Consider the following 25,840-nt stretch of genomic DNA (forward strand, 5'->3'; position numbering starts at 1 on the left):
TTATTGAAAATTATACGTATAGTGGTAAAGTGTACTTGTAGAAATGTTACAGGAAGTTTATGGATATATTACATAGAGATTACAGTAAAGAAGAGAAGGTATAATTATGAACAAAAATATTAAAACAATTTTATACTCATTAATAGCTACATTTACTGTTACAACAGCCATCGGCTCAATCAACGCAAATGCTAATACTAAAAAATATAATCATTTTGATAAAGCCGAAACTAGTGCTAAAACCATTACTAAAAATCAAAATTGGGCTGATCGTTTAAATAAGCATGGTTATACTTTTAGAATTCAAAAACACCAAATGGATTCTTTTAGTGGTGAATTTACTCGTAATTTAAACCGCAAAAAGCCTTCTAACTATAGCTTAAAAGATGTTGAAAAGTTTGCTGATAGTAACATGAATTTTCGTGTAAATCATATTTGGAGCTACAAAAATGGTTTAGAAGCCAATGTCGTTTCACAATCCGGTAAGGTTAGTGGATGGATTCAATACAATAGTCTATATAATAAAGAACAAGCTAATAAATCATTGAAACCACTTATTAAAATTGAAAATCGAATTGCCGATAAAGCAGAAGATGTAACCTTTTACCAATATGAAGGTAAGAAAATACATGAAAATAAAATTAATAAAGCTAAAGCTTCAATTAATAATGATTTAAAACAAGCACAAACAGAAGCTAACAAATTAACCGGTAACAACAAAAAATTAGCTGATAAATCAATTAAAGAAGCTAAAGTATTCGCTAAAAATAGTGATATTAAAAATCTTCCAGCATTATTAGTTGGTCGGATGTAATAAAAAATAGGAAACTGAAAATATCATTTCAGTTTCCTATTTTTTTGCATTAATCTTCAATTTTTTTAATTAATTTAGCAGGAACGCCACCAAAAATAGAATCATCAGGAACATCTTTGGTTACAACAGCACCAGCAGCAATCACAACATTATTGCCAATTGTGACTCCTGGCAGGATGGTTACATGACCACCAATCCAAACATCACTACCAATATGGACTGGTAATGCCTGACCCATTCCTTGATTACGCTGTTTGGCACTGATTGGATGATTAATCGTATAGATGCCAACATCCGGGCCAATCATAACGTTATTACCGATAACGACATCATTGATGTCCAAAATTGTTAAATTATAGTTAGCGAAAAAACGAGATCCTACATAAATGTTTTGCCCATGATCAAAATTAAATGGTGGTTCCACAGAAACATGTTCACCATATCCACCTAACATTTCTTTCATCTTGTTATTTCTGGATTCTTCATCTGATTTAGGAATTGCATCATATTCAAGACATAAGTCCTTATAATGCTTCTTTCTTTCAGTGAAGACTTTGTCGCCAAGGAAAAACAGTTCGCCCTTTCTCATTTTTTCAAGTTCAGACATAAATAATCGTCTCCTTTAAATGACTAACGATATTTAATTCCATTCATAAAACTACGAATCCAACCAGAATCATCACTTCTTAACATTAATCCCTTATAGACTTTCGAAATCCAATAAGTTAATCCAACAATGAACGCGATTAAAATAATCAATGAAATTAGTTGTTCTAATATGCCTACTTGACCGTTAATAGCTCTAATTGGCATAAAATACATTGATGATAATGGGAAATATGATAACACTTTAGAAATAATCCCATTACTGTTATTCTGTAATGCATTTGAGGCCAAAAACATAATAAGCGTTAAAAGAACAATTGGTTGAGCAGCTTTACCAGCATCTTCTTTTCTAGATACTAATGCTCCAGAAACAGCTGATAAAATAATACCTAAAGCTAATCCTAAAATAATGAATATTAAGTTAAAATTCATAAAATTAGTAAAAACATCATGTAATACCGGTTGAATTTCATTAAATACTGATTTCATTGAATTCATATTAGCTAAAACTTGATATCCAATTGTTAACAAAATTGCATAACATAAAACTTGGGTTAAAAGCGTTAGAATAATGCCAATAATTTTACCAACAAAATATTTCGAAGCAGTTGTACTACTAAAAATAACTTCTATGATTTTGGAACCTTTTTCTTGAGCAATTACACTGGCAGTTACCCCTGAATACATAAGTAAAAAGAAGTACATAACATATATTAGTGTTGTTAAGGAGCCCACTTTAGCAGTATTAGAATTATTTTTATCATCCGCAACTTTATTAGCCTTAACTTTACTACTAAATACTGGTTGAACTGACAAATTTTTAATTTGTTCAGCTGATAATTGACTGTTTTTTAAATTCATTTTAGATTGACTATTTTTTAAAACCTGTATTAGATCCGTTTTAACATCATCATCAATATCTGAATTTCCTACGTAGTTAGCAACTAGTTTACCATTTTTATTAGTAATTTTTACATATCCATAAATATCACCTGACTTTACACTACTTTTAGCTTTACTTTCATCATTAATGGAATGATTGATTGAATCATTATCCAATTTAATTAATGATTTTTTGACATCAGAATTTCCCAATAAGGCAATTTTATCTTGATTGTCAGAAGAGGATGCATTATTGGCTGCGAAATATCCAATTCCTAGAGTAAATAAAATTCCAATGATTGGTAATAACACCAAAAAAATAAAACTTTTACTTTTTACTTGTTTTAAATATGTATCTTCAACAATTGTCATAAATTTACGCATGGTCTTCACCAACCTTTTCTCTAAAGATTTCATCTAATGATGGTGGTTGTTGACTAAATTCTTCAATATATTTTCCATTACTAATTAAATTAAATAATTTAACTCCATCTTCGGGATGATTTAAAATAATTTTATATTTGTTTTCGCCACGAACATATAACGACTTAACCTCAGCTAATTGTTCCAGTTCTGATTGTTTCATCGGTGTGGTAACGTATAGTTCATTTTTACCAAATTGGTTTCTAACATTTTGTACTGAACCATTCAAAACAACTTTACCATTTCTAAGCATTACTAAATCATCACAAATTTCTTCAACATTATTCATGTTATGACTTGAAAAAATAATTGTGGCACCTTTAGCTTTAGCTTCCAAAATTGCTTTTTTCAATAAATCAGCATTAATTGGATCTAGCCCACTAAAAGGTTCATCCAAAATAATAAATTTAGGTTCATGAATTAATGTACTAATTAATTGAATTTTTTGTTGGTTACCTTTCGATAATGATTTTAATTTAGAATTTACATTTCCCTTAACATCAAATCGTTGCATCCAACCCTTAATTCGCGACTTAGTCCATTTAGCAGAACGACTTTTTAGTTTTGCAAAATATACAATTTGTTGTTGAACGGTCGCTTTTTCCATTAAACTACGTTCTTCTGGCAAATAACCAATTTCGTCAAACGTTGGCTCACTAATTGGCTTGTCATTCCATTTAATTTCACCATTGTATTTAAGAAAATTTAAAATACTGTGAAATGTTGTGGACTTACCTGCTCCATTTTGTCCAATTAATCCTAAAATACGACCATCCTTAGCATCAAAGCTAACTTGGTTTAAAGCGTGAACGTTATCAAAACGTTTATCTAAATTACTAATATGTAAGATAAGATCATCTCCTATTTCATTTTTTTCATACGCATCCTGTATACCAAATACATACATAATCCAAATACAAATCCTCCGACAATAAATCCTAAGAATCCACCATCCGGATTTTTTAATAAATCTATATAAGATTTATTGCTAGATGATAATTGCATAAGCGGTGTTATTAAATACATTGCTATAGCAAAATAAATTCCAAACCCAATCCCCTTAAAGGCTGCTTTTCTTTTTGCTTGTTTATAATTATCTACAAAAACTTCATTAGTGGTTAATTTGGCTTTTTTAGTTGCAACGATTATAGATATACTTAAAATCATTAAAAATATAAAATTAGAAGCGATGCAGACTGTGACTGAAATTTTAGGATTTTCCATCCCATAATAAATCAAAAATAGTGATAAAAATGCCATATACAACCAACAGGCAATAAAAGATTTATTACCAATTCGATTCATTGTTTGTGTTTTATATTCATCTAATGGTCCTGAAATTCCATAAAACATTTTAAGATATTTAGTAAATAACGATTCCTTATTTTTCATCATCTTCCCCTTCCCAGAATAATCCATTCAAATCAGTTCCCAACTCTTTTGCCAGACTAATACATAAATTCAATGATGGATTATACTTATCGTTTTCAATCAAATTAATGGTTTGCCTCGCGACACCAATCTTTTGTGATAAAGCAAACTGTGAGAGCCCTTGCTGCTCTCGATACTCGCGTACACGATTCAAAAATAAGCCTCCTTATTTTTCTGTCACATATATGTTACACATAACGTACTGCTAATTAATACATTTGTCAAATATATATGACAAAATAAAAGAGTAATTCTTTAATTAGAATTACCCTTAAATGTTTACTTATTAACTAAATGCAATGGTTCTTCCCCATTCAAGATTTTGAAAGCATCCCTCACTGAAATCAAATCCATATTTTTAACTGCAGCATCGGTATAAAAACCAATATGTGGAGTAACAATTACATTTGGCATCTTTAATAGTTCGGCTAAGTTTTCATTATCAAAACCTGATTTCGATAAATCAACACCGGTAATGCCAGCTTCACCTTCAAAGGTATCAATGGCTGCACCAGCAATTTGTTGATCATTTAAAGCAGTAATTAATGCTTTGGTATCAACAACTGGACCTCTAGATGCATTAATAAAAATAGCATCGTTTTTCATTTGTTCAAATCGTTCAGCATTCATAAAATGATTCATAAATTCAGTCATTGGAGTATGCATTGTCACTACATCTGCTTGTTTGAATAGAGTATTGTAATCAACATATTCCACTGTATCGAATAACTCTGGTCGTTTAATTGGATCAGCTACCAAAACTTTAGCACCAAGTGCTTTAAAAATTCGAGCCACCGCACTACCAATTTTTCCGGCACCAATAATTCCAACTGTTAAATTATGAATCTCGCGGGCTTGTAAACCATCCCAGGCAAAGTCACCACGATCTTCGCGTAAGTGAGTTTCGCGTAAATGACGTAGCAATGACATTACATCAGCAAGCACTAATTCACTGACTGACCTTGGTGAATATGCGGGAACATTAGTTATTTTAATATCATATTTATTAGCAAATTTAAAATTAATAATATCGTAACCAGTAATACGTAATGAAATTTGTTTAATGCCAAAATCAGCTAACTTTGCATAAATCATTTCATCATCGATAGCACCATGTTGCTGAACTGTGATACCATCAAAACCTCTTGCTAATGATACCGTATCTTTATTTAATCCCTTATCAGTAGTTTTAATTACTATCTTATATTCATCTTCCAGGACTTTAAAGTTAACCATTTCGTCAGGACGAGCGTTGTACATTAATAATCTCATCAAATATCACTCCTTACTTAAATTAGCATTATTATAACACTTTTAATAATCTAGATTGACTTTTCAAAAAAATGGCCTATACTCTTATGTAAGGTTTTATAACAAAGATACATTTTAGGAGATGGCTTTGATGAGAATTGAAGAAGATTGTGTTGGTAAAATGGAAGTTCCTGAAGATGCTTTATATGGCATCCACACCCTTAGAGCAGCAGGTAATTTCCCAATCACTAAGGAAATGGTGCACCCTGATTTAATTGAAAGTTATATTCAAATTAAAAAAGCAGCAGCAAAAACTAATTGCGAAGCACAAAAATTAGATGTTAAAAAATGTGACGCGATAATTCAAGCATGTGATGAATTATTAAGCTCTGGTGATCAATCTGGATTTATCACCCCTGCAATTCAAGGTGGTGCCGGTACTTCTACCAATATGAATACTAACGAAGTAATTGCTAATATGGCAATGAAATTACGTCCTAAAGTATTTATTCATCCTAATGATGATGTTAATCAAGCTCAATCAACTAACGATACTTATCCAACTGCCGGTAAAATGGCGATGCTAAAATTAATGCCCAATCTTCTAAATGAAATTGAACGCTTAGTAGCTACTTTTGAAGAATTAAGTCGTAAATTTAAAAATACAATTAAATTAGGTCGCACTCAACTGCAAGATGCTGTTCCTACTACATACGGAAAGAGTTTTCATGCATATGCTTCACTATTCAAACGTGATTTAAGAAGGATTAAAACTGCCAGTGAAGAATTAAAAACGATTAGTATGGGCGGAACCGCTATTGGAACTGGCATGAATGCTTCAAAATATTATCAAGAACATATTGTAAAAAATATTAACAAGTGTTCTGGGATGAATTTAAAATCAGATAATGATTTAATTGATGCTGTCCAAAATACTGATCATTTCGTAACTTTCTCAGCAGCATTAAAAACATTAGCAGTCGATTTATCAAAAGTCAGCAATGATTTAAGACTTTTGGCAAGTGGACCACAATCAGGATTAAATGAATTACATTTACCTAAGCGTCAAGCTGGATCATCCATTATGCCAAATAAGATTAATCCAGTGATTCCAGAAGTCGTCAATCAAGTGGCATTTGAAATAATTGGTTTTGACGCAACTGTGACTGCTGCATCAGAAGCTGGACAACTAGAATTAAATGCTTTTGAACCCATTATGTTTAAGAGTATTCTAACTAGCGAAGAACATTTAACTCGTGCGATTAAAACACTAATTGATCACTGCTTAACCGATATTGAAGTTAATAAAGAAAAATGTGCTGATGATGTTAGAAAATCAGCCGTAACCGCAACCATCTTATCCCCAGAATTGGGATATGTTAGAACCACTAAGATAATAAAGGAATCTTTAAAAGAAGATAAAAATGTAAAAGATATTTTAATTAGTAAACATATTTTATCAAAAGATAAAATTGACGAATTGTTTTCACCAAAACATTTGGTAAATGGTTAAAGCAAATAAAAAATATCTATATAAAGCACCTACAAATATTGGAAAATTAAATGTTAGATTTAAACTAATATTATATGCAATGATTTGAGCGAAATAAAGATCCACTACTGGTGATAAATAAAACCTTTGTTTTATTGAATTATTACCATATCTAAATTCACTGAAATCAGTAGTTATTTTATGGTCAAAACGTTGTGACTTGAAATTTACATTCAATACATTAGGTGCTATATGTCAAATTATATTTGCGTTTTATTTTAATAAACACATTACATTGTAAACTATATTTATACATATTTTTTGTATAAATTTATGATTTATATGTTTTCCATTATTTAAATATTCAGTAATTATGAGATATTCATAGATTTTAATTTTATTTACTGCTTCCCTAACTTATAATTCAACAGTTTTAAAAAAAGAAAGTGTGAAGTGACCCCCAAAAGTTGGACAAGAAATTGTTCGATATTTGGAGGTCATTTTTTTGGTTAAATTTAATAGCGAGTTTAAATTAAAATTAGTATTAAAATATTTATCAGGAATAGGTTCAACTTCGTTGAACCATGAGTATAGTATTAAAGGAAGTGCAACATTACTTTCATGGGTACAAATGTATCAAAAATATGGATTTATATTTAAATAAAATAATATAATGATATTCAATTCATATTCCACGCAACCTGCCATATTTAGACAATGAACAAACGGATTAAGTATTACAATAGTAATAGGAAAAAAGAAAAACTAGGATACAAATCAACATTGGGGAATAATATCCTAGTAAAAGTTATCTAAATTTTGGAGTTCGCATAATATAAGTATTTATCCTTTAACTAAAAATAATTTTTTATATAAAAATTCATAAAATATTATGTTACCGGAACTGAAGTTATAATATTGAACAGATAAATAAAAGAACTTTCGATAAAAGTATTACTTTAATTTGATAAAATAATATAATTCGGAGGTGTTTTTTGTATGACTAATAATAAATATTCATATGAAACTAAACTAGAAGCCGTTAGGCTTCTTAATGAAGGTGTTCCTGATAGAAAAATTTGTAAAATACTTGGTTTAAAGAGTGATGGCTTAATTTATACATAGCGGAAATAGAATGTTGTATCTTTCTACAATTATGGATAGCTTTAATTCAGAAAGCATTGCTCATAAAATTTCTAATCATCCAAATACCAAATTGACATTAGATACATTAAATCAATTAGGTTATTTAGATGGAGTTATTATTCATAGTGATCAAGGATCAACTTATACCTCACGTGAATTCTTTGAACTAGCACGCAAGAAAAGGCGCCATCAGAAGTATTTCCAGTAAAGGAACGCCAGCTGATAACGCCATAATAGAATCATTTCACTCAAGACTAAAGACTGAAATGATATACACACAAGCTAAACCCAAAGGTTTATCAAACACCATTAAGTGTGTGAATAATTATATAAAATTTTGGAATAATACACGAATATTAACAAAGTTAGGCAACCAATCGCCTGTTGAATACAGGACATCAGTTGCCCAATTAAACGATTAGAAAGCTGCTTTTATTTATTTGTTCAAAATAATAGTTGCAGTTCCTACCTTAGAAATTCACTTAATTTTGTATTTTAGTTAATTAATTCCATAAGTTACGCTCCAATTTAATAGGGTATAAAAATCATTTCCTTCTCCTTCGTAGTTTTGTAATGGCTTTAAATATAATGGAGTACTATTGGAAATGTACATATTGTCATTACCATCTGTACTGAACAACATTACTGGACTTTGATTTAAATTTTGACCATTATAAATTAAATCTCCTTTAATTTCACTAGACGAATTATCTTTAAATTCTTCGCTTGGTTGTTGAACCTGTATATCGGCATAAGAATTACCGCGCATATTGTTTTTTACATTACTCATAACTGGCGTAGAACTATTAGTAGGTAATAATAGACTGTCTTTTACAATACTACTATAATCATAGTCAATGTTACTAATAGGAGTGAAGTTGAGTTGATTATCAGAAAAGTTAATTTCGTTAACATTATCGGCTTCACCAGAATATTCAGTAGAATCTATATTATATTTAGGTTTAATACGGATATCAGAATTATCGACTGTAGCGTTATCATTCTTTAATGTTCCTCGAACTTTTAAATTGAGTGTAGAATTACTTTTTAAATTTTTAATTGGTATTTTTAGTATTTTAACTCCATTGTTTGACTTAATAACATTAGGTTCATGAATGACATTAAAATCATTATTATCATAAGAAACCTTTAGTGTACTTACATCAATATTATTAGGTAATGGTTGATCATAAGTAGCTGAAGAATTAACTGAAATATCAGAATTGTCAGAAGTATTATTAATTGTAGAATCAAATTCTAAAGTATCTCCTTGAGAACTATAACCCTGTCCACCTTGAAAAACCTTACTCAAAGAAAATCCATCAGATGAATCGGCATTGGAATAAGTGATATCTTTAATTTTATTGTTAATATTCAATTTAGGATTATATGCTAAATTTACAGTTTTTGTGTTACCAGGAGAAAAATTATAATATGGGGTAATATTCAGTTTATGATTATTATTATTGTTATTAATTTCATTCCATAAAACATTTGGAATATTAAAACTAAAATTACCATTATTGTCAGTGATTGCCACATAATGTTCCATTCCCACTTGCAATCCTTGATCTCCAACATTTCCCGAATAAAATTCATCTTTGGAAGAATCTTTATTAATAGTTGTTCCATCTCTAGAATAAAGTGTAATATCTTGATTTAATGTATTAGCGTCTCCCATATTATAACGATTATAAAAATAGTCATGAGCTAAGCCAAATTGTCCATCAGTAGAACCGATAGTTCCAGCAATATTATTATAAAAATTAGATGTATTACCGTTATCTTGTATAATCGTTGAAGCTGAAGTACTAGGCATGTATTGCTTCACTGGGCTGAACAATACTTCATTAGAAGCAATATACTGATTATAATTTTTATTAACTGGTCTTGTATCTGGATCAATAAATTTACCTTTGTCGTTATCAAGTGATATATTTATATAACTATTTTTCAAAGGATTGCCGTTATCATCAATAACTTTACCCGTTACTTTATTATTGTTTTTATTATAATCATTATAATTAGTATATGATATCGTTGCCATTGGTGAAGCTGTGAATTTAATTGAATTATAGTTTTTTGCTTGAGCTTTCAAATAAACATCGCTGGACTTAGAATCAACTAGCTGTCTATCTAGTTTTGTTACCATATCAGAAACTTCAAAATAGGAACCATATAATCTAACACCACCAACAAAAATAGTACTTTTGCCATAACTACTATCGCTACGAAGTGGCAAAAATAAGGATTTAACCAATTGATTATCAATAGAAGGTGTTTGATTATCACCTAACCAACCAGTAACACGCGTATTACGTGCATAAATATAACCATTGTTACTAACATTAGAAGTTCCAGAATAAAACATATGATTATTTTGATTAGAATTATATGTTTTATTACTAATCTCAACATCTGTAGGTCGATCTAAATTAATATTAGTACTACTATCAGAATTAATCTGATAATTGGAAGTTGATGTTTGAGGAATATTTTTTATATTTAATTTAAATGATCCTAAATTATCAACATTAATGTTATTACCAGATCCATTAAATTCAACAACTCCATTAGAGGGTATATACGAATTATTTGCATCTGAAGATACATTAAATTCATTTCCTACACCAGATACATTAGCATTAACATAACTAAAGTATACTAATGCAGCTTGAGATTTCACCTGACCATTAGAATAAATATTAAATTTAGAATTAGTTCCATTATTCATATACATGTTAGCGGGAACAGAACTACTTGCATTGGCATAAATAGCAATTGAAATATTATAAGGATCCTCTGGAATACGTGATGATCCATCAGAATCCGTTAAATTATTAGAATCACAATAAATATTAAATTTATCATTCGAACCGAAATTAATTTCAGGTTTATAATTTCCACCAGGGTATAAATATAATCCATAGGAATTAAACCAAGCATCCTCAGCATAAGTGCCATGAGGATGTAAATCAATATTTACATTGTTATCAATTTTACAGCTTCCCTCTAACTCCAAACAATTACCGTCATATGTTTCACCATAATAGTTAGAATTTTTATGAAATTCAATATCACCAGTCTGTAAATTCTGTTGATTTTGCCCTTCAGAAATTTGAGATTGACCACTACTATCTTTATAGTAGTCTAAACTGTGAACAGAAACATTTCCATAAATATTAATTTTACAATTATTCTGCCTACTACCCCAACTTAATTGCGCACCATAATAATCAATATTACGATAGTTAAGTGTAGTTCCTCCGTTAGGAGTATATGAACTAATAGGTCCAAAATAGGAATAACCTAAAATTTTCATATTTTCTATTGTCCAATCTTCACTACTTGTTAAAGCTTCAATAGAAATATCACCTTTTGACATATCTAGAGTATGATAATTTCCATTTGAATAACCATCTATAACTAATTTATCATGTTCTGCATAATTAGCAGTATAATCGCTAGATCCAAATCCATTTATTTTTGATCCACTAGTGCCATCCAGGTTAATATCGTTTTCTAAAACCACTTTATGAATATTAGATACAACTCCAGAAGAGTCATTATGACCATCAATGCCGTTGCCATAGCCTTGTTTAAAAATAGCGTTATAAAAACCTTCATAGTCATAAACATATGCAGTAGTTCCTTTATAAATAGCACTAATTTTATTGTTGGAATTATAATCTGTACGATTACATAAACTGGTGTCCGTATTAATATCGCTGGGTTCTTTCCATCCATCATTCAATACTGGATTTTTATAACTATATCCAGATAAACCATTATTCCAAGATTGAAAGGGCTGACTGGAATTAATATCAGCTTTGACAACGTTATTATTAAATATTAATATACCAATAAATATTAACATTATAGGTATACATATTTCCAAAATTTTTTTCATAGCAAAAGCCCCATATATTAGATAATTATTTTGCTGTTATAACATTTACATTTTATATGTTATTCCAATAGACAAATACATTCAATACATATAATCAATATCCTCATCTTTTTTGATGAAGATATTTAATTATTTTAAAAATTTTAGAATTAAATAACAAATTAATATAAACAATAAGAAAACGGAAATAAAACATGTATAAATAAACCAATTAATTGATTTATCTGATTTATAAACACTCAAACTCTGGTAAGCATTATTGATTAAAACATTTTTATCAAACTCTTCACTTTGGCCCTTATTATTAGTAACTTTAACTATTACTTTATATATATTAGGCTTTAGATTAAATAAATCTACATCATAATTACCAATAGAGTTAGGAGCTAAACTATATCTATTACTATTTTTACGGGCATATATCTTGTTTTCTTTTCTTACCTGAACCGAAATTTTATAGTTATGCACAATTGATGGTTGATCATTATGCATCTTAATTTGAAGATTATTATTCTTAGCATCAACTGATAACAAATTGATTTTTTTGATATTGTCAACAGGTGCATTTTGATTTAACAACACTGTCGTTGAATACTGGAGTCTATTTTTAATTGATGGATTACCACTTTCAGTTATATTTTTATTACTAATACTAGTAATCCCACCCAAAATACTACCCTGAAATGGTTTGTCAGGAACTTTAATAGTAAATGATGTTTTTTTCATTTCATTTGGTTTTAAATTCACTTTATTGAAGCGATGTCTCAAAGTAATATTACTAAGTCTAGGAACACTGTCTTTTAATAAACCAAAAGGTTTAAATAAATCATAACCAATATTACCATTATCATTGCTATATCCATCATTTAAGTAACTAGTAATGGTAGTATCTTGATTAGAAAAATTTGCTAGAATGATTGGAAGTTTTAATATTTCATTAGGCTTAACATTATATTTGAAATAACCAATTTTTTGCATAGCTTTAGGTAAATCTGGACGAGCTTGATAGTTCAAACTACTTGCGGCAAAAACATTTATATAATTAAAATTCATAATTAATAAAATTATAAATGATAAAGATAATAAAAATTTAATTAATAATTTCATTATTTAAAATGACTCCCTGAACTTTCTCTAGATATAGTTGATTTATCATTACTTTGCGATAATAAATTTTTCTTATGTTTTTTATAAATAAGATAGCCGATAAACGAAACAATTAATAATATTATAATAATAATAAACAACCAAAGCCATTGATTATTTTGAAAAATTGTTCCTAAATATTGCCCAACACTAACAGTAAAACTTTTTTGCAAAATCCATTTACCTTCAGGACTTTTTGCAATGATTTTAATATGATATGTACCTGGTTGTAAATTATCCTTATTGGGAATCGTATTAACATAATTAAAACTACTATTAGGCGCTACACTATTATCATTATTATAACTATGAAAAATTAATTTATTATTGTCATCTTTAATGGTTGTATCCATTTTTAATTGATCAATCATAGCTGGTTGTTTGTTATATATTTTACTGGAAATAATTGGTGCTTTAAAAGACATGCCATTTGTAACGGTACCTAACTTTAATTCAGGCAATGATTTTTCTTTATTTTCACGCATAATAACTGGCATTGCATAAGTATACTTATTATTAATTGATGTTCCACTGTCATTATTATAAGAAGTTTGATTTGTATCAATGTAGAAACCACCCATTAACAACCCCTTAAATTCTTTTTTAGGAATTTTAGCGGTAAAGGTTACTTTTGTTGGGGTATTAGGTTTAACATCCAATTTTATTTTTTTAGGAAAGAAAATATCACTGAATTTATACTTCAAAGAAGAATCATATTTATATTTGGACTGACTATAATCAATAGATGGTCCATTAGAAGTAATGGCCGTATTGGGAGAAATAGTTAACTTTTGTGATTGATTAGAAAGATTAATAATATTAAAAGAAAGTGTTTGAGTACTCCCAGGTGATACCATTGGGTATAAAATTCCATTTTTAGTTATTTGATTATTAGGATAGATTGGTTCCATTGCTAGTCCATTAACATCACTAGCTTGAGCTCTTTGAGCGCTTATAAATACAAAACTTAATAATATCGCTATAGAATATAGGAATATTTTAAATTTTTTAGACATATAAATACCTCCACATAAAATAATAAGAGAGCAATAATGCTCTCTTATTAATTTTATTCAATTATTAGTTATTTATCAAGAAAGAAAGAAATAATTAATTACCATTTGGAGTATCAACATCACCATTAGCTGTTGGTGCCAAAGTCCATGTAATTGGTGCAGCATATTGTCCACCAGGAACATTTGTAGGTACTGTTAATGTACTCTTTTTATTAAAGTTAACATCAGTTGTACCACTACCTATTGTATTATTACTCAAAACTAGTAAACTATTGTCTTTATTTTTAGAGGCTGAAACAATACCATTATTAGAACTACCATCTGACTTCAATGAACCATCATTGGTAACAGAAGCATTATTATCATCTGACTTAGAAATTTGACCATTTAGATTTAAAGTGAAACCACTACCAGCGTTAGAAGATAAATTACCACTCATAGCTGCTCCCTTTTGATCTTTCATACTATTGTCAGGACTATCACCATTAGAACTATTATAAGTGTTAAATTGACCTAAGTTAGCTGTAACAGCGTATCCACCACCCTGCTGATTGGAAGGAGCTCCACCTTGAGTTCTAGCATCCAAAACTTCTAGATTTTCAGGTTCTCGATCGTTATTCCAAAATGTATCAGTATTTAATACATTATGATTATCAATCACTGAATTGGAAATATGTGATTTAGTATTAGTAGCGCTAACATCTTGGAATCCCAAACTAGGAACTGTTTCTAGAACTAAATAACCTTGGACTACTTTAATGTGTGCATCTGAATTAGAAGTTCCACTTCCATAAGTATTACTTCCAGTACCTTGAGTCGAACTAATACCATTACTAAAGCTACCATTATTTACATTTTTACCACTTTCATCAATATTTACAGGACCATTACCTGATGTATCCTTACCAGTATAATCATCAGCAAAAGCTGTAATACCACTAGCAGATGAGGCTGATAGTAATGCAACACCTGCGAAAACCGTTAACATTGTCTTTTTATCAAAGAACATATAAAACAACCCCTTTTAATTTAAATATGTAATTAGAGCTTGCAATTAAATGTATCCCTTCTTTATTACAAATATATTATAAAATTATAATTTTAATAAACAAAGAATTTGGCTTGGAAAATAAAAATTAAATTTTGTAGAGCATAGGGAACTGCAACTATTATTTTGAACAAATAAATAAAAGCAGCTTTCTAATTATTTAATTGGGCAACTGATTTCCTGTACTCTACAGGTGATTTGTTGCTTAATTTTGTTAAAATTCGTTTATTATTCAAAAATTTGATATAATTATTCACACACTTAATAGTATCTGCTAAACCTTTAGGTTTAGCTTGTGTGTATATCATTTCAGTCTTTAGGTTGGAGTGAAATGATTCAATGATGGCGTTATCAGCTGGCGTCCCTTTACGGGACATACTTCTGATGGCGCCTTTTTTGCGTGCTAATTCAAAAAATTCACGCTAAGTATAAGTAGAACCCTGATCACTATGAATGATAGCACCACTTAAATAGCCTAATTGATTTAGTGTATCTAATGCCAATTGGGTATTTGGATGATTAGAAATTTTATGAGCAATAATTTCCGAATTAAAACTATCCATAATTGTAGAGAGGTACAAAATTTTATTTCCGCAAGGAATATAAGTGATATTAGTGGTTAATTTACGATTTGGTAAACTAATGTTCCAATCACGATTAATTATATTATCAAATTGTTTGAACGGATTACCAGGTCGATGAGATCTTTTACGTTTAATACGACACCCCCAATTGTATTTAGCCATAATTCTTTGAACTTTACTAACACTGCATTTTAAGTGCTTATTAATTAGTGCATAAATTTTACGATAACCATATAAAAACTTTGTTTTTATACATAGTTGTTGAATCTCCTGTTCAATCTGACTTAAATTAAAATGAGCTGCATGTGTTTTATGATAGTAATAGGTACTTCTAGATATATTGAGATACTGACAAATCCTAACTAAAGGTATTTTGGATGTGAAAGTATCGATTAATTTAATAGTAGCTTGATTTACCACAGCCCTTCCATGATTAAATATTTTTTTATAACTTCAAGTTCTTCCTTCATTTGTTTAATTTCCATATCTTTTCTGACGTCACTAGGTATTTCTAAATTGCCTTTATTATATTTATATTGTTTGCCAGGCTTTTGATTCAAACGATAATAATCACCATTTCTTACATATTTCCGCCATGTATAAATTAAGCCGTCACTCTTTAAACCAAGTATTTTACAAATCTTTCTACCAGGAACACCTTCATTAAGAAGCCGAACGGCTTCTAGTTTAGTTTCATATGAATATTTATTATTAGTCATACAAAAAACACCTCCGAATTATATTATTTTACCAAATTAAAATAATACTTTTATCGAAAGTGCTTTTATTTATCTGTTCAATATTATAACTTCAGTTCCATATTTTATCTTTTTATAATTTTAAAATTATCAACTTCAACAGTGGGCACTAAGAAATTATTTCGATATCTTTGAGTAACAACTAAATTAGTGGATCCTTTAATCGATAATGGATTTAGTCTAAATATATCTTGTCCTTCATGTCTAAACTTATAGATATATTTTTTATCATAAACATAATCAACTTTTGAGCCTGATATTAAATTAATTGATAACGGAATCGTGTTATCCGGGTTAGTATATAAAGATGAATGATTATTAACATAGTTGGAATTAAGTGAAACTATAAAAATTATAATTAAACCTAAAATTAATCCAATAATTGGAACATACATTTTTTTTAAATAAAACTGCTTTTTAAGAATAAAGCTAATTAAAGTAAAAATCAGGACAATAATTGATAATAAAATTAAAAACATTCCTAAAACATTCATAATATTAAGTAACATATTAAAACCATCCTTTATTTAGAATATTTAGTTATTTTTTGTTTTTTTAATCTTACAATACACTTTGTAATAATCACCAGAAATAAGCAAATCATTGCGCTAATCACAAATAATGAACGATATGATGTCATATCAATCACAATTCCACCAACTAATGGCCCAATTGCCTTCCCAACTGAAGCCCAAGCATTAGTTAAGCCTTGATACTTGCCTTTGACTTCAATCGGTGTCAGTTCGTTAACTAATGCGGGAATTGAGGGAATTACCGATGCCTCGCCTAAAGTTAAAACAGTCATCGAAATGACAAATCCTAAATAAGAGTGCATAAAAATTAAAGTGAAGAACGATAGTCCAATAAAGAAAATCCCAAAGTAAATTTGAAAATAAAGGCTATCATGATATTTAGATATCCAATTAATTAGTAATTGAAAAACTACTAATAAAAAGGCATTCAATGTCCATAACAAACTATACATACTCATTGGAATGCCCATTCCAGTAATATAGACTGACATATTTGATACCCATTGTTCATAAACAATCCAAATAACCGCTAAGCTAACAAAAAAAGTCATAATGATTGTTAGTTTTGGTTTAGGTAACTTAACCTTTTTGACCTTTATTTGAGCTTTCGATGGATGAATTGAATCAGGCTTATTATAAGTAAAAATTGCATTAATGCCATATATGATTAGAATCACTGTCGAAAGTAGAAAAACTGAGCTAATTCCAATTGGATATAAAAGCCCCACTGCCATCGTCCCAAAAACGACGCCCACATTTTGGGCCAAGTACAGCATATTAAAAATATAGCGACCAGATTTTAATTTAACGGTCGTGCCCAGTGAATTAATCATCGTTAGATTCCACCCAGTGGCAAAACCAAATAACACTAAACCAATTGGATAAGCTGGCCAACCATTAAAGAGAATTAGGCCTGCTGAAACTACTATTGAAAAAATAATCCCCAAAATAGTTAATATGTATCGATTATGGCGATCAAACAATTTACCACCGATATAATTACCAAATACATTAGAAGCTGAATACATAAACAGAATAATTCCCACTTCAGTTAAACTTTTACCAAGGGCATTATGCATGTAAACAGTCGTTAAGGGCCAAACTGTACTAACTGCAATATTATTAATTAACGAACCTAAAAACAACCAATGTAATTTTATTTCTCGCATTGCATCACCTTCATTTCTTTTATTTATACTCATTATACAAAAAATCCTTAGCTAAAATAGCTAAGGATTTAATTTTATTCATCTTGATTATACGCAATTGACGAAAACTTATTATGCGACTTAATGAAAAGTAGCTTAACCGTTCCACGTGGACCAGAACGATTTTTTTCAACAATTACTTCAACTTCACCAACATCACTGTCTTCTTGATCATCATCGTCGTCATCTTCGCGTTCGTAATAGTCATCACGATATAAAAATGCAACAATATCAGCATCTTGTTCGATTGAACCAGATTCACGAATATCAGATAATACTGGGCGTTTGTCTTGGCGTTGTTCAACCCCACGAGAAAGTTGAGATAGCGCAATTACTGGCACTCCTAATTCCTTCGCAATTTTCTTCAATTGTCGAGAAATATAAGATACTTCTTGTTGACGATTTTCTTTATTTCCACCATCAATTAATTGAAGATAATCCACTACAATCAAACCAAGATTACCAGTATCTTTAGCTAAACGACGGGCCTTAGCGCGAATTTCAGAAATTTTAGTTCCAGCCGTATCATCGATATAAATACTAGCATTGGCTAAACTTCCCATCGCAATCATCATGTTGTTCCATTCCTCATCTGATAATTGACCAGTTCGCAAATGATTGGCATCAATACTACCTTCAGCACAAATCATCCGATTAACTAGTGATTCAGCACTCATTTCCAAACTGAAAATGGCAACTGTCTTGTCAGTTTTAGTTCCAACATTTTGTGCCAAATTCAATGCGAAAGCTGTTTTACCAACAGCTGGACGAGCAGCTAAGATAATTAATTCATCTTCATGTAAACCAGTCGTCATCTTATCCAAAGCAGGATATCCAGTCGATAAACCAGTTACATCTGAAGTACTTTCTGATAAATCTTCAATATTGTTTAAAGCATTTTTTAAAACTTCACCAATTTCTTGAAAACCGGTATTATTCCGATCTTCAGAAACATTCAAAATTGACCGTTCAGCTTCATCCAATAAATCATCGATATTATCATTATTATTGTAACTTTCCGTTACGATGTTAGTGGCGGTTTTAATTAAGCGTCTTGCGACTGATTTTTTACGAACGTTTTTAGCATAGTACATTGCGTTCGCAGCGGTGGGCGTTGAAGAAGCGAGCTCTGCTAAGTAGGCAATTCCACCAGCATCCTCTAACTTCTTTTGACCATCCAATTCAGATCTCAACGTCGATGCATCGACCGGTTGATCTTCGTCTGATAACTTCACCATTGCTGCATAAATCAATTGATGCGCATGATGATAAAAATCAGCCGGCTCTAAATACTCCTGTGATTCTGCTAATTGATCATTATCTAGTAAAATCGCACCCAAGACCGCTTTTTCAGCTTGCACGTCTTGCGGAGGAGTTTGGGTATTTAAATAATCATTACTCATATTAATCCTCTATATTAGAAATTCAGAGAACTATTTTTCACTAACATGAACACGCATAGTTGCAGTTACTTGCTTGTGCAATTTAACTGGGATATTTGTGTATCCTAGTGACTTAATAGGTTCTTTTAGTTCGACCTTTCTTTTATCAATCTTAAGGTCGTGTTGCTTTTGCATTTCATTAACAATTTGTTTAGATGATACTGAACCAAATAAACGACCATCAGCACCAACCTTAGCAGAAACTTCAACCGTATTTTTATCAGTTTCTAATTGTTTTTTTAAATCTTTAGCTTCAGCTAGTTCAGCATCTGCTTCTTTCTTTTCTGCTTTCTTTTCACCATTTAACTGACTAACAGCTGAGTTAGTAGCGGCTTTTGCTTTACCACGTTTAATCAAGAAGTTTTGTGCATATCCATCAGGTAAGTTTTTAATTTCTCCACGTTTACCTTTTCCGCGTACATCTTCTAAAAATATAACCTTCATACAATATCACTCCTCTTATTATTCTTCATACAATTATAAACTTAAATTATGATTTTTGAAAATTATGTTTCTTGATTTTCATCAGAAGATTCTTCAGATTTAGCTTTTTTAATTGCTTCATCTAACATTTGATCGACTTCATCAATCTTCTTATCAGATATTTGAGTAGCGCCACTAGATAAATGACCACCACCACCTAATTCTTCCATGATTCTTTGAACATTAACTTCACCGTCACTTCTTGCAGAAATTCCGATTAAGTTATCAGGACGATGGGTAATTACAAATGAAGCATTAACTCCCGACATATCTAATATAGAATCAGCAGCTTGAGCAGCCGTAACTGGATCATAAACTCTATCTTGTTCACCAGAAACTACCATCATATTATTTTCATCGCTAATAAAACGAGCTAATGAAATTAAATGCATTCTAGCCATATAACTTTCTGGATTTTCTTCCATAAAGTCTTGCATTTCACTAGAATCAGCCCCAGCTGAACGTAAATAACTAGCAGCATCGAAGGTTCTAGTTCCCGTTCTTGAAGTAAACGATTTCGTATCAATAAAGATTCCCGTTAACATCGCTGTAGCTTCTAATTTACTAATTGGTTCCGCATCTTGAGATTGATATTCGAACATTTCAGTAATTAATTCACAAGTTGAAGAAGCATATGGTTCAATATAAACCAGCACTGGATTTTCAGGGAATTCCTCTCCACGACGATGGTGATCAATAATCATTACTTTATTTTCTAAACGTTTATATAAGTCATTAGAAATACTCATTGATGGTTTAGAATGATCAACCATTACTAATAAACTATTATCAGTGGCTTTTTGCAAGGCTTCATCTGGAGTAATAACATCGGCTTCAAGTTCTTCATCCGAACGCATCTTATCAACCAAACGTTGAACATCAGAATGAAAAGTGCCCTCTGGGATCACAACATAACAATGTTTATTATTCATTTGTGCAAGACGATGAATTCCCAAACAAGCACCAATTGAATCCATATCAGGTTGACTATGCCCTTGCACAAACACTTGATCAGATTCCTTAAAGACTTCTTGTAAGGCTTGCGAAATCATACGAGCACGTACTCTGGTACGTTTTTCCATTGGATTGGTTTTCCCACCATAGAAACGAGCTTCATGATCTTTAGCCTTAACAACAACTTGGTCACCACCACGACCTAAAGCTAAATCTAAATCACTTTGCGCTTGTTCAGCCAATTCATTTAGATTATCTTCGCCATAAGCAATCCCAATACTTAGTGTTAGTGGGAAGTTTTGTTTTGAAGTCGATTCACGAATAGTGTCCAAAATACTAAATTTATCGTCTTCAATGTCTTTAAGAACTTTAGAATAGGTAAACATAATATAGTGATCTTCATCAACTTGCTTAATGAAGAAACCAAAGTTTTGTGCCCAGATATTTAACTCATTGGTAACATAATTATTTAAATTGGAAATTTCCTGGTCACTCATAGATTGAGTAATTTCATCATAGTTATCCAAGAAAACTTGTCCAATGGAAATTTTTTCATCCTTATAATCCTTTTCAATTTGATAATATTTAGTAATATCCATCATATAAACAGTTCGATATTCTTTTTGAATTAACAAATTAAAATAATGATCATTCCATTTTACAGTGGCATTATCAGGATTATCCCAATTATTATTTAAAATATCAGCCAATTCAGGATTGGATTCCGATACTTCTTTGCCTAATAAATCTTGATCGCCAAAATAGGGGGTTAAATATGGATTCACCCATTCAATCGCACCATTTTCACTAATGATGATAACCCCTACTGGCATTTCTAATAATGCCTCTTGGTCACCACGGTGAATGCGGTATGATAAATCAGAAAGATAATTCTCAGTACTGTCACTTAAATCATTCATTTTCTTAAATATGTAAGTCAACAAACCACATACCACAACTAGGAAAATGATTCCTACAATAAAATTATATAGAAATGAAACTACTAAACTAAAAATTGATAATACCGTTAATGCTAACGTAATCCATCTTAAAATTTTATTTTTTAAAAAAGGTGGTAAGTTAGTAAATGAGAACAATTTTTTCATTGTAACTCCTCTTTTATACTATTTTTTGTAACTATATTTTATCACAAAAATTATAGAATAAAAAAACTGAGAAAACGTAGCAGTTTTCTCAGTTAAAAATATTATTTTTATGCGTTTTCTGTAACAAATGGCATTAAGCCCATGATACGAGAACGTTTGATAGCAATAGTTACTTTACGTTGGTTTTTAGCGCTAGTTCCAGTAACACGACGTGGTAAAATCTTACCTCTTTCTGAAACAAAACGGCTTAACAATGCAACATCCTTGTAATCGATGTAATCGATGTGGTTAGCTGCAATAAAATCAACTTTGCGACGACGACGGCCGCCACCTCTTCTTTGTTGTGGCATTAAAATTCCCTCCTCTATTATCTACTCATTAAAATGGTAAATCATCATCGGAAATATCAATTTGATCACCAGAACTAGCAAATGGATCAGCTGAATTATTATTCATGTTGTTTCCATTATTACTGTTACCGCCATTATTAGATGGTTGGTTGTTGTTTTGGTTTTCAAAAGGATTGTTATTTCCTGAATTGTTCTGAGGAGCGCCGTTATTGTTGTTACTATGATTTGCTGAACGAGGTTCTAACAAAGCAAAGTTTTCAACAACTACTTCAGTGACATAGACTCTTTGGCCTTGTTGATTTTCGTAATTTCTGGTTTGAATACGGCCATCAATTCCAACTAAAGAACCCTTATGTGTGAAGTTAGCAAAATTTTCAGCGGATTTACGCCAGATAACACAGTTAATAAAATCTGCATCTCTTTCACCATTTTGGTTAGTAAATCTACGATCAACAGCTAAGGTAAAATTACCTACAGCGGCACCGCTTGGAGTGTATCGCAAGTCAACGTCCCGAGTTAATCTACCTGTTAAAGTTGTACGATTAATCATGCTGAAAGTACTCCTCTCTTTTTAAAAGCAATTAAAGTCTAAATTATCTTCTTACGATCATGTGACGTAAAATATCGTCACTGTATTTTGCTTGACGATCAAATTCGTCTAATGCTGTTTTTTCAGCAGTAGTTAAGTTAGCAATGTGGTATACACCTTCATTGTAACCACCAATTTCAAATGCGAAACGGCGTTTTGACCAGTCTTTTGAGTCGATTAACTTAGCACCATTGTCAGTTAAAACCTTGTCGAATTTAGCAACTAAATCTTTTTTAGCGCCTTCTTCTAGATCAGGACGAACGATGTAAGTAATTTCATATTTATGTTCTTCCATGAATTACACCTCCTTGTGGACTTTAGACCTTTCACAAAATGAAAGGTAAGGAGTAAAAGTTTTTATAACCAATACTCACGTTTAGTAAGTCTACCATTAAAATTTATTTTATTCAATACAAATCGAGAAATTGTTTGCGATACATTTATAAGATACGTTAAATAACTAAAAATGATTTATTTTAGCTAACTCAGGTCCCCGATTCATCAAAATATGGCCAACACCATGTTTATCAAAAGCAATTCCTTCGAATTCACGATTAGTATTAAACCTGGTTGTATGAACATCAAATGGCTTTAAATGGCCCAATTTATTAACTGGGATTGATGTAATGGCTCCATCAGACACAAAATATAGTCGATTAGCTTTGGGATTATACCCCATCCCTTGAGTATGTCTCCCCGGCGCATGCAATAGTCCTTGTTTAATCGTATGAAAGTAAACCCGATTATGCACAAATTTACCTTTAAAAATAACAATTCTACCTGAAAGATACTTGATATAGGTATAAATATTTCCATGTTTATCAAAAGTTAGCTGATTACTTAATCGATAACGATTACTAAACTTGAATTTAATCTTGATCATCGGTCTTAAAGTTTTAAAGTTTACTCTAACAAATGATGCCTTTTTTCCATTAACCCCCATCAATAGATACCACATTGTATTATTGTGAAAATTGTAGGCCAGTGATTGACCATGACCAACATTAATTTTCGGTCCAAATTTAATTGCTGATCTAACTTTAGCGTTATGTTTAACCCCACGTCTTAAAGCATCCATATTTTTTAAATTAAATCCCATTTGATATAGCTTCCACAAATCATATCGAACGATATTACTTGTTCCGATATTTCGACCGCGAACTTTCTTTGAATACATTACAAATGCATAATGGCCATCAGGGCTTTTCACAAAGCTTTGTGGATTCCCCATATCGGCACTTTTATATCTAGAAACGGGTAAATAAAAATCAGTGAGTGCATTTCTTCTAAAATTACCTGCAGCGGCAAAAAAGTTATGTGGATGTTTTTGATAGGTACCTTCAGAATAATACCCATCACTGTGACTGTATTTATATTTATGCAAAATAGCATAATTTTTGTTTTTAACATAACTCTTAATTCTTCCACTAGTTAATGCCAATCTTTTTTGATGATATTCTTTAACATTTGCTTGCGAATTAATCATAAAAAATGATGCAAACAAAGTAAAAATGAAAAGACTTAATAAAAGATTCTTGTAATTAAACATTTATTTCTCCAATTAATTTAAAAATGATTAAATGTCATTATTTCTGGTGAACGATTTAATAATAGATAGCCTTTACCGCTTCTGGTGAAAGCTAGTCCTTCGAATTCACGATGAGTTAAAAATTTAGTGTCTCTGATTTGACTAGGCTTAAGATGTCCCAATCCACTAACTGGAGCTGAAAGAATGCCCCCATCAGATACAAAATAAAGGCGATTATTTTTAGGATTATAAGACAAAGATTGTGTTCTATAACCCGGTGCATGTCTAATACCTTGCATAATCATTTTAAATTTAACATTATGGTTATGAATTATTCCTTTACTAATTCTTAAAGTTCCATTTTTGATTGCACCATCACCACTAGTTCTCGTATAAGTATAAAGATTACCTTTTTTGTCAAAAGTTAGTTCATTACTCAAAGAATAGTTAGAATCATAATGAAATTTAATAATTTGAATCGGTTTCAAAGTCTTAATACTTAACTCTTCAAGTTTGGCATATTTATTTATAGTTCCCATATTCAAAAACCATAAATGATGAGTTTTGTGATTGTAAGTAAGTGATTGACCATGGCCAGTATCAATGTGGGGACCAAATTTAACAGCTGACTTTATTTGTTTATTATTTAAAACCGGATGCTTATAGCTCACGCCCAGTTTTTTTAAGGTAAATAAGTTGTATCTAACGACTTCACCAGGATACATAACAAAAGCATACTTACCAGTCGGACTTACTGTAATACTTTGTGGATTCCAATGGTTTCTAAGTCTAGTATTCTTAGCCCCTGTAAGAAAAAACAACGTTTTAGCATAAGTACGATAATTGCCACCATAAGATTTTATATGATTATGTCTAAGCCGATAACCCCTACGATAGTGTTTATGATAGTCCTTACGAGTATAGTTATGATTATGTACATATTTAAATTTAGAAACATCAAACTTTTCAAGTGCCTTGCCGTGTTGATGGTATGTTTTAACATTAGCCTCAACATGGCTGTAATTAAGACCCATAAAAAATATGATAAAACCACATATTAAGATTGTGGATTTAAAAAAATTGCGCATTAAAAACACCTCTTTAAAAATCACCTTTGTTCATTATATTACTTTTGATATT

Annotated in this window: 29 protein-coding genes; 6 read left to right on the forward strand and 23 right to left on the reverse strand. The window is 30.6% G+C overall.

What is annotated here, in order from left to right; translation table 11 throughout:
• The first annotated feature begins 106 nt into the window (after positions 1–106).
• The gene (locus MOO46_RS05290) at positions 107–814 is read left to right on the forward strand and encodes a hypothetical protein (RefSeq protein ID WP_249510649.1); all 708 of its coding nucleotides are present in this window, start codon (positions 107–109) and stop codon (positions 812–814) included.
• A 49-nt stretch (positions 815–863) separates the two neighbouring features.
• On the opposite strand, the gene MOO46_RS05295 is transcribed toward MOO46_RS05290, so the two are convergent.
• The 6 genes from MOO46_RS05295 to MOO46_RS05320 all read right to left on the reverse strand — a co-directional run bounded on the left by MOO46_RS05295 (position 864) and on the right by MOO46_RS05320 (position 5,431).
• Positions 864–1,421 (reverse strand): sugar O-acetyltransferase, encoded by a 558-nt coding sequence (locus tag MOO46_RS05295; protein WP_249510650.1) that lies wholly within the window; start codon positions 1,419–1,421, stop codon positions 864–866.
• A 23-nt stretch (positions 1,422–1,444) separates the two neighbouring features.
• Entirely contained in the window at positions 1,445–2,686 is a 1,242-nt protein-coding gene (locus MOO46_RS05300) for an ABC transporter permease (protein ID WP_249510651.1), read from the reverse strand.
• Positions 2,679–3,575, reverse strand: coding sequence for an ABC transporter ATP-binding protein (locus tag MOO46_RS05305; protein ID WP_249511710.1), 897 nt, complete (start codon positions 3,573–3,575; stop codon positions 2,679–2,681). The genes MOO46_RS05300 and MOO46_RS05305 overlap by 8 nt, the downstream gene beginning before the upstream one ends.
• A gap of 11 nt (positions 3,576–3,586) precedes the next feature.
• Positions 3,587–4,117, reverse strand: coding sequence for a DUF3278 domain-containing protein (locus tag MOO46_RS05310; RefSeq protein WP_249510652.1), 531 nt, complete (start codon positions 4,115–4,117; stop codon positions 3,587–3,589).
• Positions 4,107–4,310: a helix-turn-helix transcriptional regulator gene (locus tag MOO46_RS05315; protein ID WP_249510653.1), complete on the reverse strand. Its 204-nt coding sequence runs from the start codon at positions 4,308–4,310 to the stop codon at positions 4,107–4,109. The genes MOO46_RS05310 and MOO46_RS05315 overlap by 11 nt, the downstream gene beginning before the upstream one ends.
• Before the next feature lie 125 nt (positions 4,311–4,435).
• Positions 4,436–5,431: a D-2-hydroxyacid dehydrogenase gene (locus MOO46_RS05320; RefSeq protein WP_396121397.1), complete on the reverse strand. Its 996-nt coding sequence runs from the start codon at positions 5,429–5,431 to the stop codon at positions 4,436–4,438.
• 127 nt (positions 5,432–5,558) lie between these two features.
• On the opposite strand from MOO46_RS05320, the gene MOO46_RS05325 reads away from it, so the two are divergent.
• The 5 genes from MOO46_RS05325 to MOO46_RS07945 all read left to right on the forward strand — a co-directional run bounded on the left by MOO46_RS05325 (position 5,559) and on the right by MOO46_RS07945 (position 8,467).
• Complete coding sequence (locus MOO46_RS05325) at positions 5,559–6,920, forward strand: aspartate ammonia-lyase (RefSeq protein WP_249510655.1); 1,362 nt, start codon at positions 5,559–5,561, stop codon at positions 6,918–6,920.
• Positions 6,921–7,404: 484 nt separating this feature from the next.
• On the forward strand, positions 7,405–7,563 hold the full coding sequence (locus MOO46_RS05330) for a hypothetical protein (protein WP_249510656.1): 159 nt from the start codon (positions 7,405–7,407) through the stop codon (positions 7,561–7,563).
• A 335-nt stretch (positions 7,564–7,898) separates the two neighbouring features.
• Entirely contained in the window at positions 7,899–8,024 is a 126-nt protein-coding gene (locus MOO46_RS05335; RefSeq protein ID WP_249510657.1) for a helix-turn-helix domain-containing protein, read from the forward strand.
• 10 nt (positions 8,025–8,034) lie between these two features.
• Entirely contained in the window at positions 8,035–8,253 is a 219-nt protein-coding gene (locus tag MOO46_RS05340) for a DDE-type integrase/transposase/recombinase (protein ID WP_249510658.1), read from the forward strand.
• A gap of 25 nt (positions 8,254–8,278) precedes the next feature.
• Positions 8,279–8,467 (forward strand): IS3 family transposase, encoded by a 189-nt coding sequence (locus MOO46_RS07945; RefSeq protein WP_396121422.1) that lies wholly within the window; start codon positions 8,279–8,281, stop codon positions 8,465–8,467.
• Positions 8,468–8,544: 77 nt separating this feature from the next.
• Here MOO46_RS07945 and MOO46_RS05345 read toward each other — a convergent pair whose 3' ends face one another.
• From MOO46_RS05345 to MOO46_RS05425, 17 genes are all read right to left on the reverse strand, one after another.
• On the reverse strand, positions 8,545–11,955 hold the full coding sequence (locus MOO46_RS05345; protein WP_249510659.1) for a hypothetical protein: 3,411 nt from the start codon (positions 11,953–11,955) through the stop codon (positions 8,545–8,547).
• A gap of 129 nt (positions 11,956–12,084) precedes the next feature.
• Positions 12,085–13,062: a WxL protein peptidoglycan domain-containing protein gene (locus MOO46_RS05350; RefSeq protein ID WP_249510660.1), complete on the reverse strand. Its 978-nt coding sequence runs from the start codon at positions 13,060–13,062 to the stop codon at positions 12,085–12,087.
• The gene (locus MOO46_RS05355; RefSeq protein WP_249510661.1) at positions 13,062–14,117 is read right to left on the reverse strand and encodes a DUF916 and DUF3324 domain-containing protein; all 1,056 of its coding nucleotides are present in this window, start codon (positions 14,115–14,117) and stop codon (positions 13,062–13,064) included. The genes MOO46_RS05350 and MOO46_RS05355 overlap by 1 nt, the downstream gene beginning before the upstream one ends.
• 94 nt (positions 14,118–14,211) lie before the next feature.
• Positions 14,212–15,126, reverse strand: a complete 915-nt coding sequence (locus MOO46_RS05360) for a hypothetical protein (protein WP_249510662.1) — start codon at positions 15,124–15,126, stop codon at positions 14,212–14,214.
• Between the two features lie 191 nt (positions 15,127–15,317).
• Complete coding sequence (locus MOO46_RS05365) at positions 15,318–15,542, reverse strand: IS3 family transposase (RefSeq protein ID WP_249510663.1); 225 nt, start codon at positions 15,540–15,542, stop codon at positions 15,318–15,320.
• Between the two features lie 45 nt (positions 15,543–15,587).
• A complete protein-coding gene (locus MOO46_RS05370) occupies positions 15,588–16,169 on the reverse strand; it encodes a DDE-type integrase/transposase/recombinase (RefSeq protein ID WP_249510664.1) in 582 nt (193 codons plus the stop codon).
• Positions 16,163–16,468, reverse strand: a complete 306-nt coding sequence (locus MOO46_RS05375; RefSeq protein ID WP_249510665.1) for a transposase — start codon at positions 16,466–16,468, stop codon at positions 16,163–16,165. The genes MOO46_RS05370 and MOO46_RS05375 overlap by 7 nt, the downstream gene beginning before the upstream one ends.
• A 104-nt stretch (positions 16,469–16,572) precedes the next feature.
• A complete protein-coding gene (locus MOO46_RS05380; RefSeq protein ID WP_249510666.1) occupies positions 16,573–17,016 on the reverse strand; it encodes a hypothetical protein in 444 nt (147 codons plus the stop codon).
• A gap of 14 nt (positions 17,017–17,030) precedes the next feature.
• The gene (locus tag MOO46_RS05385) at positions 17,031–18,242 is read right to left on the reverse strand and encodes an MDR family MFS transporter (RefSeq protein WP_249510667.1); all 1,212 of its coding nucleotides are present in this window, start codon (positions 18,240–18,242) and stop codon (positions 17,031–17,033) included.
• A gap of 41 nt (positions 18,243–18,283) precedes the next feature.
• The gene (gene dnaB, locus MOO46_RS05390) at positions 18,284–19,651 is read right to left on the reverse strand and encodes a replicative DNA helicase (protein ID WP_249510668.1); all 1,368 of its coding nucleotides are present in this window, start codon (positions 19,649–19,651) and stop codon (positions 18,284–18,286) included.
• A gap of 30 nt (positions 19,652–19,681) precedes the next feature.
• Positions 19,682–20,134: a 50S ribosomal protein L9 gene (gene rplI / locus MOO46_RS05395; protein ID WP_249510669.1), complete on the reverse strand. Its 453-nt coding sequence runs from the start codon at positions 20,132–20,134 to the stop codon at positions 19,682–19,684.
• Between the two features lie 62 nt (positions 20,135–20,196).
• Complete coding sequence (locus tag MOO46_RS05400; RefSeq protein ID WP_249510670.1) at positions 20,197–22,233, reverse strand: DHH family phosphoesterase; 2,037 nt, start codon at positions 22,231–22,233, stop codon at positions 20,197–20,199.
• Positions 22,234–22,340: 107 nt separating this feature from the next.
• Positions 22,341–22,583: a 30S ribosomal protein S18 gene (gene rpsR / locus MOO46_RS05405; protein WP_249510671.1), complete on the reverse strand. Its 243-nt coding sequence runs from the start codon at positions 22,581–22,583 to the stop codon at positions 22,341–22,343.
• 28 nt (positions 22,584–22,611) lie between these two features.
• Complete coding sequence (gene ssb / locus MOO46_RS05410) at positions 22,612–23,133, reverse strand: single-stranded DNA-binding protein (protein WP_249510672.1); 522 nt, start codon at positions 23,131–23,133, stop codon at positions 22,612–22,614.
• 43 nt (positions 23,134–23,176) lie between these two features.
• Positions 23,177–23,467, reverse strand: a complete 291-nt coding sequence (rpsF, locus tag MOO46_RS05415; RefSeq protein WP_249510673.1) for a 30S ribosomal protein S6 — start codon at positions 23,465–23,467, stop codon at positions 23,177–23,179.
• Between the two features lie 165 nt (positions 23,468–23,632).
• On the reverse strand, positions 23,633–24,721 hold the full coding sequence (locus MOO46_RS05420; RefSeq protein ID WP_249510674.1) for a hypothetical protein: 1,089 nt from the start codon (positions 24,719–24,721) through the stop codon (positions 23,633–23,635).
• Between the two features lie 17 nt (positions 24,722–24,738).
• Positions 24,739–25,788, reverse strand: coding sequence for a hypothetical protein (locus MOO46_RS05425; protein WP_249510675.1), 1,050 nt, complete (start codon positions 25,786–25,788; stop codon positions 24,739–24,741).
• Between the last annotated feature and the right edge of the window lie 52 nt (positions 25,789–25,840).

It is taken from the genome of Apilactobacillus apisilvae (genome assembly GCF_023380225.1).
Lineage (GTDB): Bacteria > Bacillota > Bacilli > Lactobacillales > Lactobacillaceae > Apilactobacillus > Apilactobacillus apisilvae.